Genomic DNA, 14,393 nt, shown 5'->3' on the forward strand with positions numbered 1-14,393 from the left:
AAAGACCCGGAATTTCACCGGGCTTTATAAAAGTCTATTCTTAGAACAGATAATACAATTGTGTTAAAGGAAGTTTTTCCGCGGGCTCACAAGTGATGTATTCACCATCAACCGTTACTTTATAATTTTCCGGATTAACTTCTATAAGTGGAGTCTTGTCATTATGGATGAGGTCTGCTTTGGAAATATTTCTACAGTTTTTTACCGGAAGAATCATTTTCTCAAGTTTGAATTCAGCTATAGATCCATTGTCAATAGAAACCTGTGAAACGAAAGTAGCACATGTTCCATATTTTGCTCTTCCATGAGCACCAAACATATTTCTGTAAATAACAGGTTGTGGTGTAGGAATAGAGGCATTCGGATCACCCATTTTACTTGCGATCACCATTCCACCTTTATAGATCATTTCTGGTTTCACTCCAAACAGAGCAGGTTTCCAAATCACCAAATCTGCCAGTTTACCTTCTTCAATAGAGCCTACGTATTCTGAAATTCCATGAGCAATAGCTGGATTGATCGTATATTTTGCTACATATCTTTTTGCCCGATAATTATCATGCTCAGTTCCTTTATCTTCTTCAAGCTGTCCACGCTGATCCTTCATCTTACTCGCAGTCTGCCATGTTCTTGTAATCACTTCACCTGGTCTTCCCATCGCCTGAGAGTCAGAACTCATGATGCTGAACACCCCCATATCGTGTAAAATATCCTCAGCAGCAATGGTTTCAGGACGGATACGGGAATCTGCAAACGCTACATCTTCAGGAATATTTTTACTCAAATGATGGCAAACCATCAACATATCCAAATGCTCATCAATGGTATTGATGGTATAAGGACGTGTAGGATTAGTAGATGCGGGAAGTACATTCGGATACATCGCAGCTTTGATGATATCTGGTGCATGGCCTCCTCCTGCTCCTTCTGTATGGAAGGTGTGGATCACTCTTCCGTTAATAGCACGCATGGTATCTTCAAGAAACCCTCCTTCATTTAAAGTATCCGTATGGATAGCCACCTGAACGTCATATTTATCTGCTACTTTCAATGCTGCATCAATTGTTGCAGGTGTTGCTCCCCAGTCTTCATGAATCTTTACACCCAAAGCTCCCGCTTCTACCTGCTCCTCGATCGGTTCTTCAGCCGAACAGTTTCCTTTCCCAAAGAATCCAAGGTTCATCGGATATTCTTCAGCAGCCTCAAGCATTCTCTGCATATTGAATCTTCCCGGAGTAACGGTTGTTGCGTTTGTTCCATCATTAGGTCCGGTACCTCCACCAATCATTGTCGTAATACCACTATATAAAGAAGTATCAATTTGCTGTGGACAGATGTAATGAATATGGGTATCAATTCCCCCGGCAGTTACAATATGTCCTTTTCCGCCATGGATTTCTGTAGATGCTCCGATGATCATATTGGGAGAAACTCCGTCCATCGTATCTGGATTTCCGGCTTTTCCAATTCCTACGATCTTTCCATCTTTAATCCCAATATCTGCTTTTACAATTCCCCAGTGATCAATGATCACAGCTCCGGTTATACAAAGGTCCAGTACTCCTTCGTCTCTTTTGCGGGTTACATTTTGCCCCATTCCGTCACGCACTGTCTTACCTCCTCCAAAAACGGCTTCATCACCATAATGCGTGAAGTCCTTTTCGATCTCTATAATCATTTCAGTATCCCCTAAACGGATTCTGTCTCCGGCAGTAGGGCCTAATATATTGGCGTATTGTTTTCTGTCTACGTGTAAACTCATGTTACAGATTTTTAAAATTTAATTGAATTGCTTTTGCAAGGCTTTCCGCTTTCTGTACCTCTGAATCCACAGATCCGTCTACCAGATTATTAAAGCCCATTGCTTTTTTATCACCCCCGATTTCTACTAATTCCACTTCTTTTTCCTCACCCGGTTCAAATCGAACAGCAGTACTTGCTACTATATTCAATCGCTTTCCAAAAGCTTTTTCACGGTCAAAGCTCATCGCTTTATTTACTTCAAAGAAATGAAAGTGAGATCCCACCTGAATCGGGCGGTCTCCTGTGTTTACCACTTTTATTTTTACAGTTTCTCTGCCTTCATTGCAGATTATTGTACCTTCTTTTACAAAAATTTCTCCTGGTATCATAGGTATGAATTAACGGATTGGATTATGTACGGTTACCAACTTGGTTCCATCTGGAAAAGTTGCTTCGATCTGAACATCATGGATCATTTCTGCCACTCCCGGCATCACATCATCCTTGGTAAGGATCTGTGCTCCTTCCTGCATCAGTTCTGCTACCTTTTTACCATCTCTTGCTCCTTCCAGCAAAAAATGACTGATGATAGCAATAGATTCCGGGTAATTAAGCTTAAGCCCTCTGGCTTTTCTTTTTAGAGCCAGCTCACCTGCCATATGCAGCATAAGTTTCTCTGTTTCTCTAGGTGTTAAGTGCATTTGTATGTTATTTAAAATTGAACATGCGCTATCCTGTCTGCCTTTTGAAAAGACAAATCAAAATGTTTTTTATATCGAAAAATTAAGAATGAGTTTTATGAACCTATACTCAGATATAGGTTATTAACTTATTAAATAGGAGGAAAAATTAGCAGAAATCAATCTGCAGAGAATGATATAGAATATATCGGGGTGTGGTTGTAAAAACAGGATCATGAATAGCCAAAGATTCGGTTTCATGAAAGTCAGTCCCAAAGAAAAGACTGATCCACTGTTGTACAATTACAGAATAATCAAATTTTACTTTCTCAATATCATCGAGATCAGGCTCCTCCTGATTGTCGGACAAAGTATAGCCCTGATCAGAATTATGATGGTCGTACTTCTGTGAAAGATTATTTTTGGCAATCGATTCTGAAGAAGATTGAATTTCTCCTCTGTACCCATAAAAAAAGGCACATAGGGTGGTGAAGAATACCACGAATGAGAAGAGTACAATCTTTTTATTCATATCCATTATTGACGGTGTAAAATTAGATCAATGAAAACTCTTCGCCTATCAAAAACATCATTTAAAATGTTCAAAATCGTGACAAATGGAATTGATTTCTATTTTTAATTTCTTTATAAGTCTTTTATTGACAGGGATCCCGTTCAATTTTAAAGTAGGACAAGATATTTTCAAGATGATATTAATAAATATTCAAATTACATACATCCATACATGTATTGCAAAATCTAAATAAAAATAACTCAAACGATTTATTTTCATTGAAAAAGCTGCTCATTTATTATAGACTATATGGATGTAAATGATATTTTATAAAAACAATGGTTTATTTTTTCTTTGCATGAATTATCGTAAATTTGTGGTACAGACTTAATTAAAAACAATTTAAATATATGTCAAAAGCAATTTCGCAAGTTCCACTTGCAGTAAATGAGCCCGTAAACTCTTATGAACCAGGTTCAGCTGAAGTAAAAAGCCTTATTGCCACATACAAAAAAATGTGGGCTGAAAAGATAGAAATCCCAATGGTCATTAATGGAAAAGAAGTAAAAACTGACGAAAAAGTTCAGCTTCAGTCTCCACAGGATCATGCTCATGATTTTGGATTTTATTACAAAGGAACAATGCAACATGTGGATGATGCGATCAACGCTGCGCTTGCTGCTAAAAAGGAATGGAATGAGCTTGGATGGGAACAGCGTGCTGCGATCTTCTTAAAAGCTGCTGATCTATTGGCAGGACCATACAGAGATGTGATCAATGCTGCAACTATGATCGGACAGTCTAAAAACGTACACCAGGCTGAAATTGATTCAGCTTGTGAATTCATAGATTTCTTAAGATTCAATGTTGAATTTATGACAGAAATGTATTCTGAGCAGCCAGTTTCTGATAACGGGATCTGGAACCGCGTAGAATACAGACCATTGGAAGGATTCTGTTTTGCAGTAACTCCATTTAACTTTACTGCTATTTCAGGAAACCTGCCAACTTGTATGGCAATGCTTGGAAACGTAGTAGTTTGGAAACCTTCTGATAAGCAAGTTTATTCTGCTAAAGTGATCATGGATGTATTAACGGAAGCAGGTCTTCCTGCCGGAGTTATCAATATGATCTTTACAGATGGAAAAGATACTGCTGAAAAAGTATTGGCACACCGCGATTTTGCTGGACTTCACTTCACAGGTTCAACTAAAGTTTTCCAGGGAATGTGGAAAATGATCGGAGATAACATCCACAATTACAGAACGTATCCAAGAATTGTTGGAGAAACTGGTGGTAAGGATTTCGTTATTGCTCACCCTTCTGCAAATGTTGAAGCAGTAGCTACAGGTTTGGTAAGAGGTGCTTTCGAATATCAGGGACAAAAATGTTCTGCAGCTTCAAGAGCATATATTCCTAAATCTCTTTGGGAAGATGTGAAAAAAGTAATGGAGGCTCAGATGAGTACGATCAAGATTGGTTCTCCTGAAGATCCATCCAACTTTGTGAATGCAGTAATTGATAAAAATTCTTTCGAAAAGTGTAAAGGCTATATCGAAAGAGCTCAAAACTCTGGAGAAGCTAAAATTGCAATCGGTGGAAAATGTGATGATTCTAAAGGATGGTTTGTAAGCCCTACAGTGATCGAAACTACAAACCCTCAATATGAAAGTATGGTTGAAGAAATCTTCGGTCCTATTTTAAGTATCTACATATATGAGGATAAAGATTGGAAAGAAACGCTACAGGTAGTGGATTCTTCTTCTCCATATTCATTAACAGGTTCTGTTTTTGCACAAGACCGTTATGCAATAAATGAAGCTTTCAAAGCGTTAGAAAATGCTTCAGGAAACTTCTATATCAACGATAAGCCGACAGGTGCTGTAGTTGGACAACAGCCTTTTGGTGGTGGTAGAGCATCAGGAACAAATGATAAAGCTGGTTCTAAAATGAACCTTCTTAGATGGACTTCCGTAAGAAGTATCAAAGAAACTTTTGTTTCTCCTAAAGATTATAAATACCCGTATTTGGGATAAGATTATAAATGATTGTTGGTCAATGATCATTGATAAGCTCCGGAGTTTTCCTTCCGGAGCTTTTTTGTGCCTATTTTTCAAAGATTTCTGATTTCCCCCTGTCATTGCGAGGAGTGAAACGACGAAGCAATCTTTTATAAAAACTTACTCTATATTTTTTAACGCAAAGATTAAATATTCATAGTGTTTTTAAGATAGCAAAGATGGCTTCGCTTATTAAGCTGGATTCATAGAAAAAATCAAAGATTTTTTAAGGCTTAGGTGTACTTCTTATGCAGGATACTTTAAACTTAAAAATAGCTAAAGTGTTTAATTTTTTTGTAATTAATGTTGTAAACTGAGATTGCTTTACTTTGACAGGCTCAGCACAAGCACCATTCGTTCGCAATGACAAAGTGTTTAAAAACTTTTGTGACTTTTGACTCCGTCGAACCTTCGGTTTGTGGTTGGTCTTTTCCCACAGATTGCTCAGATTTACACGGAGGTTTATGAATATTTTGGTTCTCGCTGATTAGGCAGATTACGCAGATTTTTATAGAGTTTATGTATATTTCATATTTCCTATTCGCTATCTATTTTAAACACTCCTTTTGTTATTCTGAAAGAATCTAGACTCCTATTATTAGAGATCTTATACGGGTAATTCTTTTGATTAGATTTCTATGTTGAGATTCCTTCGCTTCGGTCTGAATGACAAGGCTAGACAGATTCAATGACAATAATGTAGATTAAATAAAATCTTTGATTTTTCAAAGCTTATGTGCTCTTCTTATGCAGTATACTTTAAACTTAAAATAGCTAAAGTGTTTAAAAGTTTGTAACTCTTGTTGTATGTTGAGATTGCTTCACATTCGTTCGCAATGACAAGGTGTTTAAAAACTTTTTGTGACTTTTGACTCCGTCGAACCTTCGGTTTGTGGTTGGTCTTTTCCCACAGATTGCTCAGATTTACACAGAGGTTTATGAAAATTTTGGTTCTCGCTGATTGGGCAGATTACGCAGATTTTATTGATTTATGGAACTAGGATCTTGGCTTCTTTTAATTGGTGTGTGCTTTTATATAATGAAGATGCTTTTTCGACTAAACCATTAAATGTTTTCATCTACAATAGCAAATAACTGGTTTTAATTAACATAATTTTTATTTTTTATCGTTTTTTTAATATAAGCACTACCCTGTTAGGAACAATTATTGAACTTTTCATGATACACCAAAACAGAATATTATGAAAAAGTTGATATTGCTAACCCTGGGTTTAGGGATATTTGCAGTGAGTTGTGGGACCAAGGAAGCACAAATGTCATCGGATAAAAAGGATTCAACGTCGGTAGAACAGTCAGTAAAAACGACACCTTCTACTACTGATACAATGAATACGAAGATGACAAAACCTGACAGCATCAGGATGAAAACTGATACCGTAAAAGCTCCCGCTACTCGATGATAATTTTAAACTAAATATGGTAAATCCGCAGTTGAAACGCTGCGGATTTTTTATGACTTCATGGAACCGGATCTTTTGCCATATTCGATCCTTTTTAGTTTTTTAACTTACTTCAAATACCATAAGTCAACCACGATAAAACAGATAATATTCATTTGAGTTTTCAGGATCAGTAGTGTTTTTATTTATCAAAAATACTGATCAGAAAATTCAAAAAATTGTAAAATCGTAAAGTGAATTATAAAAACAGCCACTTCACTTTACCTTCGCTATATACTTTTTCAAAAAATTTTTTAGGAGTAAAACCTGTTAATGATTTGAAGTCTTTTATAAGATGGGACTGATCATAAAATAAGTGATCATAACTCAATTCGGTAAGCGTTTTTTTGTCAACACTCTGGATCAATGTCTCCCTAAAGCGTTGAATTTTTCGAAAATCGGACGGACTCTTACATAAATGAAGATCGAAAAGTTTGTTGATGGTTTGCCTGCTGGTCTTATATTTAGCTGCATGATGCTCCAGCAATACATCAAGATCCATCATTACATCACTTAATAAATCTGCCAGATAAGAATGATTAAATCCCACATATTTTGACATCCAGAATTCTTCAATCATTTCTATCCTCTTTTCCGGATCCTTTTCCTGTAATATAGAGATCATGGATGTTTCATAATTCTCATACGGCAAAAAATCAGAGGAAGAATTCATAATGTACTCCTTCAGAGGTCTTACAAGAAAGGCATTCAATCCTAAAGGTTTAAAATAAAAGGTAATTTCATTGAGCTGACCCTGTATGGAAACTTTTATAGGTTTTTTGTAATGGCAAATCAGATTTGACGAAAATTTTCCGTTGGTACTTTCAATTGCTTTTATCTGGCTTCCATTAAATCCAAATTCTACATTTTGTGATATGGATATGATGGCATAATTATTAGGAAAAGTAAGGTACTCAATATCCTGAGAACGACGTTCCTTATTGAGGAAATAATATCCTTCCATATATTTTGCCAATGTTTCGTTTTTTGGCTTCATTAATTGGAGTTCCATTTTTTTTTCAATATAATAATTGGATATATAATGAGTCTCTAAAATAGCTTAAAAATTACAGAGTACTTTATTTTTTTCAATTAATGCCTGTATACGCTATTGATAGTAATATTTCTCTATATTTGAATTTACAAACAATAAAATAAATTACTATGAAAAAATTATGGATAGGAGCAATTTTTGGTTTACTTTTTTTAGGAAGCTGTGCTCAAAATAAAGAAAAGCGGGAAGAGTTTAAAGATGAGCATGACAAAAATGCAATGAGAAATAGCATGGGAGACTCCGCTGTTGCAAATTCAGAACCAGCTGATACAGTAAAAGTAAAGACAGACACTATAAAAGCTAAATAATACCACTAAAATCCGTAATGGTAATTACGGATTTTTTTATTCATGAATACAATTCATAACTCTTATTTTAATTTTTGAACCTTATAGATAACAGGCATTAATAAATATTCAACAAAAGAAAAAATTTCGTAACAATTTTCACTGTAATACGACTTATGCATTGACATAATTATTAAATTTGCAATCAATAAAAAAGTATTATGAAAAAGTTAGCCATATTCTCTTCCATTCTTATTGGAATAGCTGCCTTTGGTCAAGGTATCAAATTTGAAGACACCAGCTTCGCTAGCGTAGTTGCCAAAGCGAAAAAAGAAAACAAACTGATCTTTATCGACGCTTATGCTTCCTGGTGTGGACCATGTAAACTGATGGTAAAAAATATTTTCCCATTGAAAGATGTTGGAGATTATTATAATTCTCATTTTATCAATGCTAAAATTGATATGGAAAAAGGTGAAGGAATAGATTTAGCAAAAAAATATAATGTAAAAGCCTTTCCAACGTATTTATTTATTAATGGAAATGGAGAAGAAGTTCACAGAACATTAGGCTATGTTGAAGAAAAGGATTTCATTCAGTTTGCTAAAGATGCAGAAGATCCTAACAAGAGACTGACTGCTTTGAGGCAAAAATTCGAAAATGGAGAAAAAGACCCTGAATTCCTAAAGAATCTGGCAGGACTTACCATTTATAATGATGCTGAATTTGCGGGTAAGGTTTTAGACCGTTATTTCCAAGGAAAACCAAATCTGGATCAAGAAGATGTTCAAATGCTTCTTCAGGGAACTCAAAGTACTGAAGGTCCTTTATATAAAATATTTAAAGATAAAAAAGCTGATATTGTTAAGATCCTTCCTGCTGACAGGTACGAAATGTTCGATAAGAATATCAAAATGAATACTATTGTTAAAAAAGCATATAATCCGGATACTAAAACCTGGGATGACAACTATTTCTTAGCTGAAACTCAAAAATTCTTAAGCAAAGAAGAATCTGAAAAAATATTAAAAAGAGCTAAGGCCAACCGTGCATTGAAAAATAAAGATATTGCTACGTATGAGAAATTAACTCTAGATCTATACAAAGATTATGCAGCACTATCTTCTGAAGAATTGAATGCTATTGCATGGAATTTCTTTGAGAATGTAACGACTAAATCATCTCTTGAAAAAGCTATTCTTTGGGCTCAGGAATCAGTGAAAAAAGATGAAAATTCTGCCAATACAGATACTCTGGCTAATCTTTATAATAAAGCTGGAGATAAGAAAAATGCGAAACTTTGGGCTGAAAAGGCAATCGCACTTGCGAAAAGTAAAGGTGAAGATGCTTCTGATACTGAAAAATTATTAAAAAGTCTTTAATCAGATGATCATAAAAAAAAACCGCAGCTTTGCTGCGGTTTTTTTATGCTTTATCACAAATTAAATTAATATTCAAACAGCACACTTCCCCAGGTAAATCCACTTCCGAAAGCGGAAAGAAGAACCAAATCTCCTCTTTTTATCTTACCTCCTTCAATAGCTTCACTTAAAGCAATTGGAATGGATGCTGCCGTTGTATTTCCATATTTCTGGATATTGTTGTAAATCTTATCATCTGGTAATCCAAACTTCTGTTGTACAAACTGAGCGATTCTCAAATTCGCTTGGTGTGGAATAAACATATCAAGATCTTCAATTGTTTTTCCAGCTTTATCTAAAGCTTCCAACATGGTTTCAGGAAATCTTGTTACTGCATTTTTGAATACAAAGTTTCCATTCATAATCGGATATACTTCCTTATTGGTCACATTTTCCGGTTCTTTTCTCATTCTGTCACTCCAGCCATATTTAGACCCTGGAAATTGAGTACACAATTCATCTGCAAATTTCCCCTCAGAATGCATATTGAATGCTAAAATATCTCCAGCATTCTCATCTTCAGTTGCAGAAAGAATAACTGCTCCTGCCCCATCTCCAAAAATTACAGAAACTCCCCTTCCTTCATCAGAAAAATCCAACCCAAAAGAGTGAACCTCAGCTCCTACCACTAAAATATTTTTATAGGCTCCTGTTTTAATAAAAGCATTGGCAACACTCATTGCGTATACAAATCCGGAACATTGATTCCTTACATCCAATGCTCCAATAGTATCACATCCTAACATATCCTGAAGCAAGACCCCACACCCTGGAAAGTAATAGTCGGGAGAAAGTGTAGCAAAAACAATATAGTCGATATCCTTGGCTGTTAGGCCAGCTTTTTCAAGGGCTTTTTCAGAAGCTTTAAAAGCTAAATAAGCAGTTGTTTCCTGCGAATCGTTTCTGTTTTTTCTGTGTCTTCTCTCTTTGATGCCGGTCCTCTCTGTGATCCATTCATCATTGGTGGTCATTAATTTAGCTAAATCATCATTGGTTACAACATTATCCGGAACATAAAATCCGATTCCTTTTATTGTACTTTTAATCATATAGTTTTATAATTTTGGCAAAGATAAACTTATTTAATCCATAGTATTTCAAAATATTAGTATTTTTACTTTATGCCAATTGATACGATATACAGAAATTCCCACTGCGAATGGGTAGATGTAGAAGCTCCTACAGCTGAAGATTTACAATTCCTTCATGAAAGATACGAGATCAACAATCTTCTATTGGAAGATACATTGGATCCCAATCACTTACCTAAGTATGAAGAGGATGGAAACGTTAAATTCTTTTTGTTACGGGAAAGTACAGAACTGGAAAGAAAGAATCTGAATACGATAAGTGACATCAGCACGAAGATTGGTATTTTTCTTTTGGGAAATACCATTATTACTGTTCACAGAATGAAAACAAGAAGTATTTCTGAAACCAAAAAACAGCTTTCCGCCAGTAAAACAGATATATCCCCTCAAAATGTGGCATTGATGATCGCCCTGCTGATCATGAAAAGTTTTGATGATGAATCCATAAGCTTGCTGGAAACCATGGATAATATTGAAAACGAAATCTTCCTGAAAAATACCAATCATACCACACAGATCCGCAGGCTTTATAAATTAAAAAGAAAATCAGGATTAAATTCCAGGGTACTTATTATTTCTACAGATGCAGTCGATAAATTTAAATTATTAAACTTACAGGACTCCGAATTTGTAGACCTGAAAGATAAGCATAAAGATGTAGTTGCCGATTTTGATCACCTGAATATCCAGATTACCAACCTTATTTCAATGTTTCTTGCATTATCTGATCAAAAAGCCAATCAGGTGATGAAGGTATTGGCTATTTATTCAGTCTACTTTCTACCGATCACATTTATTGCCGGAGTCTACGGAATGAACTTTGACAATATGCCGGAACTTCACCATAAGCATGGATATTATTTTACATTAGGATTAATGGCTCTGATCGTTATTGTAACATTTATCTATGCAAGAAGAAAACAATGGTAGTTTTACGGAAGAATTAGGGGGAAAATACTTCCCATTTGGATCTCAATTATCATTATTTTTATAAGGTAAATCTATGACCAATATTAGCTGTCTGTCATTGCGAGGAGCAAAGCGACGAAGCAATCTTTTTATCAATTGATGATATTATTAAGAGATTGCTTCACCTACGGTTCGCAATGACAAACTATACTTAGTTATTAAAAACACCCAACTACCATGAAACCTGACCTTCTAAACAAAATTCTGGATGATGGCACTCTTTCAAAAGAGTCGAAGGATAAACTTATTGCATTGCACGAGAATATCTCGACTAAAGAGTTCTCTGATCTCCTAGATGCTGAGGGCAATCAATATGTTGAATTTGTACAGGAAGGAGGTGGTGTTTGGGGCAGTGCATTGGTGGGTTACCTGTATGGCCTTGAAATCTTTGGGGTGCGTTTTCTCAAAATGGCCGGAACGAGCGCCGGAGCCATCAATACCATGCTGATCGCAGCATACAAAACAAAAGAAGAAGCAAAAAGTGAGGTGATCAAAGAAATTTTGTTCAATTGGAATTTTGCAGACTTTATGGATGGTAAACCTTATGTGAGAACAACCATCCATGCAATGCTCAATAATAAAAACTTTCTGAAAATAAATACCATTATTGCAGTTGTTATTTTACTATTATTAGTTATCACTCCATTTGCCGTTTCCTCTGAAACCGTATGGCGGGCAAAAATCATTTTCCTAATTCCTATTATTCCTCTCCTTATTATATTTTTCTGCCTAAAGAAGTTTTATAATGATTTCAGAAAACAAAACAGCGGACTTAATCCAGGAAATACCTTTCTGAATACTATGAAAGATGCTCTGGATAGTTTTGGGGTAAAAACAGTAGCTGAACTTAATCAAAAATTTTCAGCCAAAGAAAGAGATCTTAACCTCAATTATCGTTATGGAAATAATCAGGAATATTACAGCATTGCACTAAAAAGCATCGAGGAAATTAAAAACAATAACAAAGAACATATTGACCAGACCCAGTATAAAATATTCTATGATAGTGCTGTTAGCAATGATCATTACAAAGAAAATCCTTTTTATCAGTTAAGATCAGAATATGTGGTTGTTGCCACTGATATCAACGCCAAAATAAAAGTTGAATTGCCTTCAATGGCTAATTTATATTGGTCAGAAGAAGAATTAAAACACAGCAGTCCTGCAGAGTTTGTACGAGCTTCCATGTCTGTTCCTTTCTTTTTTGAACCTTTCCAGAAAAGAATTGATAAAGATGATGATTCTGTAAAGTACGCCTGGAGATTCTGGATGAACACTAAGCCAGAAAACATTTATCCTGTTGGCGTTTTTATAGATGGAGGAAGTATTTCAAACTTTCCAATAGATCTCTTTCATGCCAATGATGTATTCTATCCACGAATGCCTCTGTTTGGGGTACAGTTGACCAGTAAATCTGAAGTGGATTCTGAAAAAGGAAAAACGAGTGAGCAAATTTTAAAAACACCCTTTTCTTATGCAGGAAATATAATAGATACATTAAAAGGATTTAATGATAAGTCATTTCTCACCAAACATACTTTTTATCGATTGTACAGTATACAAACAGTAGATTGCGGAACAAGCAGCTGGCTTAATTTCTTTATGAAAAGAGAAGAAAAAGAACAGCTTTTCAATGCCGGTTTTTTAGCCGCTCTTGATTTCCTTAACGCATTTGACTGGAAAAAATATAAAAAGGAAAGAATGATGATCTCGATGAAGGAGAAAAAAATATTGAAAGAGGAGGATACGAAAACGGTGGGGTGAGGGAATTATATCAATTTCCTATATATACCTTTGTAGTAGATCCTTCGACTCCGCTCAGGATGACATTTCTAATACTAACTGTTTTAAGGAAGTACAATAAATTTACTGAACAGAATCGAAGATGCTACTATTTTAAATAGTCTATAGACTATCAATAAACTCCAGATATTCAGGAACACTTTTCTCAATCCATTCTTGCGAAGTATTGATTTCCATTCCATAATAGGTAAATACGTCTTTATAATCTGCCTTTATGTATTCGAAAGTGAGTTCAAAGGGTTTTGTCAATTCATTCATCGTATATTTATATTTACCTAATGCTGAATAACCTTCTTTATCAATTCCTGCTGTAATCGCTAAAGCAATCTTCTTTCCCCCCACTTTAAATCCACTTTTACTTCCATAAGCCCAACCATAAGTCAATACCTCATCAAACCATTTTTTCAGAAGTGGCGGACTGCTAAACCAGTAGAAAGGGAACTGAAAGACAATTTTTTCATAGCTTTCAATGAGTTCCTGCTCCTTAGCCACATTAATTTTTTCATCAGGATACATTTTGTATAATTCGTGAATGGTATATTTTTCCGGATATTGATTTAATTCTTCAATCCATCTTTTATTAATCACAGACTCTTCCATTGTAGGATGAGCAACAATAACCAATGTTTTCATTTTTTTTTGCTTTTCATATGTTGTAAAGTACAGGTTACATCTATCAAATTTCTAATAGCTTTTAACCTGTATTTATTATTATATATTATCAATAAATTCCAAGTACTTAGGAACACCTTCTTCAATAAATTCTTCAGAAGTATTGTATTCAATTCCATATTGTACAAATAATCCTTTATAATCTGCCTTTATAAAATCAAAAGTACGTTTGAAAGGTCTTGTATATTCTGTCATGGTATGTTGTTCACTTCCTGATTCTGAATACCCTTCCTCATCTCCTCCTGCCGTAATTGCCAAACCAATTTTCTTTCCAGCCACTTTGTGTCCACTTTTACTGCCGTATGCCCAACCATGAAGAAACACTTCATCAATCCATTTTTTCAAAAGAGGCGGACTACTATACCAATAAAAGGGAAATTGAAAAATAATTTTATCATACGACTCTACTAATTTCTGCTCCTTGGCAACATCAATTTTTTCATCCGAATACACTTTATGTAATTCATGAATAGTATATTTTTCCGGATACTTTGCCAATTCCTCCACCCATCTTTTATTAACTAAAGAATCTTTCATTGTTGGGTGTGTTACAATTACTAATGTTTTCATTTCATCTAAATTTGTGAGTACAAAAATAATAGATGTATCTTACATTTCGTACATTAGCAACCAATTGTA

Annotated in this window: 14 protein-coding genes; 6 read left to right on the top strand and 8 right to left on the bottom strand. The window is 35.0% G+C overall.

The annotated features are described in order from the left end of the window. Positions 1-40 precede the first annotated feature (40 nt). The 4 genes from ureC to JHL15_RS16680 all read right to left on the bottom strand — a co-directional run bounded on the left by ureC (position 41) and on the right by JHL15_RS16680 (position 2,955). On the bottom strand, positions 41-1,762 hold the full coding sequence (gene ureC / locus JHL15_RS16665) for an urease subunit alpha (RefSeq protein WP_200247568.1): 1,722 nt from the start codon (positions 1,760-1,762) through the stop codon (positions 41-43). Between the two features lies 1 nt (position 1,763). Further along, positions 1,764-2,132 (bottom strand): urease subunit beta, encoded by a 369-nt coding sequence (ureB, locus tag JHL15_RS16670; RefSeq protein ID WP_200247570.1) that lies wholly within the window; start codon positions 2,130-2,132, stop codon positions 1,764-1,766. 9 nt (positions 2,133-2,141) lie between these two features. Then, entirely contained in the window at positions 2,142-2,444 is a 303-nt protein-coding gene (gene ureA, locus JHL15_RS16675) for an urease subunit gamma (RefSeq protein ID WP_200247571.1), read from the bottom strand. A gap of 148 nt (positions 2,445-2,592) precedes the next feature. Continuing rightward, positions 2,593-2,955: a hypothetical protein gene (locus JHL15_RS16680; RefSeq protein WP_200247573.1), complete on the bottom strand. Its 363-nt coding sequence runs from the start codon at positions 2,953-2,955 to the stop codon at positions 2,593-2,595. 392 nt (positions 2,956-3,347) lie between these two features. Here JHL15_RS16680 and pruA point away from each other — a divergent pair, with 392 nt between their 5' ends. Then, on the top strand, positions 3,348-4,973 hold the full coding sequence (gene pruA, locus JHL15_RS16685; protein ID WP_200247575.1) for an L-glutamate gamma-semialdehyde dehydrogenase: 1,626 nt from the start codon (positions 3,348-3,350) through the stop codon (positions 4,971-4,973). A 1,226-nt stretch (positions 4,974-6,199) separates the two neighbouring features. Then, positions 6,200-6,418: a cytochrome C551 gene (locus JHL15_RS16690; protein WP_200247577.1), complete on the top strand. Its 219-nt coding sequence runs from the start codon at positions 6,200-6,202 to the stop codon at positions 6,416-6,418. Between the two features lie 238 nt (positions 6,419-6,656). Here JHL15_RS16690 and JHL15_RS16695 read toward each other — a convergent pair whose 3' ends face one another. Next, positions 6,657-7,469 carry a helix-turn-helix domain-containing protein gene (locus tag JHL15_RS16695; RefSeq protein WP_200247579.1) on the bottom strand — a complete coding sequence of 271 codons (813 nt, stop codon included), beginning with the start codon at positions 7,467-7,469 and terminating at the stop codon, positions 6,657-6,659. A 152-nt stretch (positions 7,470-7,621) separates the two neighbouring features. Here JHL15_RS16695 and JHL15_RS16700 point away from each other — a divergent pair, with 152 nt between their 5' ends. Together JHL15_RS16700 and JHL15_RS16705 are read left to right on the top strand one after the other, a co-directional pair. After that, positions 7,622-7,819 carry a hypothetical protein gene (locus tag JHL15_RS16700; protein WP_200247581.1) on the top strand — a complete coding sequence of 66 codons (198 nt, stop codon included), beginning with the start codon at positions 7,622-7,624 and terminating at the stop codon, positions 7,817-7,819. Positions 7,820-8,019: 200 nt separating this feature from the next. Further along, positions 8,020-9,180, top strand: coding sequence for a thioredoxin family protein (locus tag JHL15_RS16705; RefSeq protein WP_200247583.1), 1,161 nt, complete (start codon positions 8,020-8,022; stop codon positions 9,178-9,180). Positions 9,181-9,245: 65 nt separating this feature from the next. Here JHL15_RS16705 and JHL15_RS16710 read toward each other — a convergent pair whose 3' ends face one another. After that, positions 9,246-10,268, bottom strand: a complete 1,023-nt coding sequence (locus tag JHL15_RS16710) for a 3-oxoacyl-ACP synthase III family protein (protein WP_200247585.1) — start codon at positions 10,266-10,268, stop codon at positions 9,246-9,248. A gap of 72 nt (positions 10,269-10,340) precedes the next feature. Here JHL15_RS16710 and JHL15_RS16715 point away from each other — a divergent pair, with 72 nt between their 5' ends. Both JHL15_RS16715 and JHL15_RS16720 read left to right on the top strand, forming a co-directional pair. Continuing rightward, positions 10,341-11,240 (top strand): magnesium transporter CorA family protein, encoded by a 900-nt coding sequence (locus tag JHL15_RS16715; RefSeq protein WP_200247587.1) that lies wholly within the window; start codon positions 10,341-10,343, stop codon positions 11,238-11,240. 216 nt (positions 11,241-11,456) lie between these two features. Continuing rightward, entirely contained in the window at positions 11,457-13,043 is a 1,587-nt protein-coding gene (locus JHL15_RS16720; protein WP_200247589.1) for a patatin-like phospholipase family protein, read from the top strand. 141 nt (positions 13,044-13,184) lie between these two features. Here the strand turns inward: JHL15_RS16720 and JHL15_RS16725 are convergent, their stop codons facing one another. Both JHL15_RS16725 and JHL15_RS16730 read right to left on the bottom strand, forming a co-directional pair. Then, positions 13,185-13,715, bottom strand: coding sequence for an NAD(P)H-dependent oxidoreductase (locus JHL15_RS16725; protein WP_200247591.1), 531 nt, complete (start codon positions 13,713-13,715; stop codon positions 13,185-13,187). Positions 13,716-13,793: 78 nt separating this feature from the next. Beyond that, entirely contained in the window at positions 13,794-14,324 is a 531-nt protein-coding gene (locus tag JHL15_RS16730) for an NAD(P)H-dependent oxidoreductase (RefSeq protein WP_200247592.1), read from the bottom strand. Positions 14,325-14,393 lie beyond the last annotated feature (69 nt).

The organism is Chryseobacterium paridis (assembly GCF_016595215.1).
Lineage (GTDB): Bacteria > Bacteroidota > Bacteroidia > Flavobacteriales > Weeksellaceae > Chryseobacterium > Chryseobacterium paridis.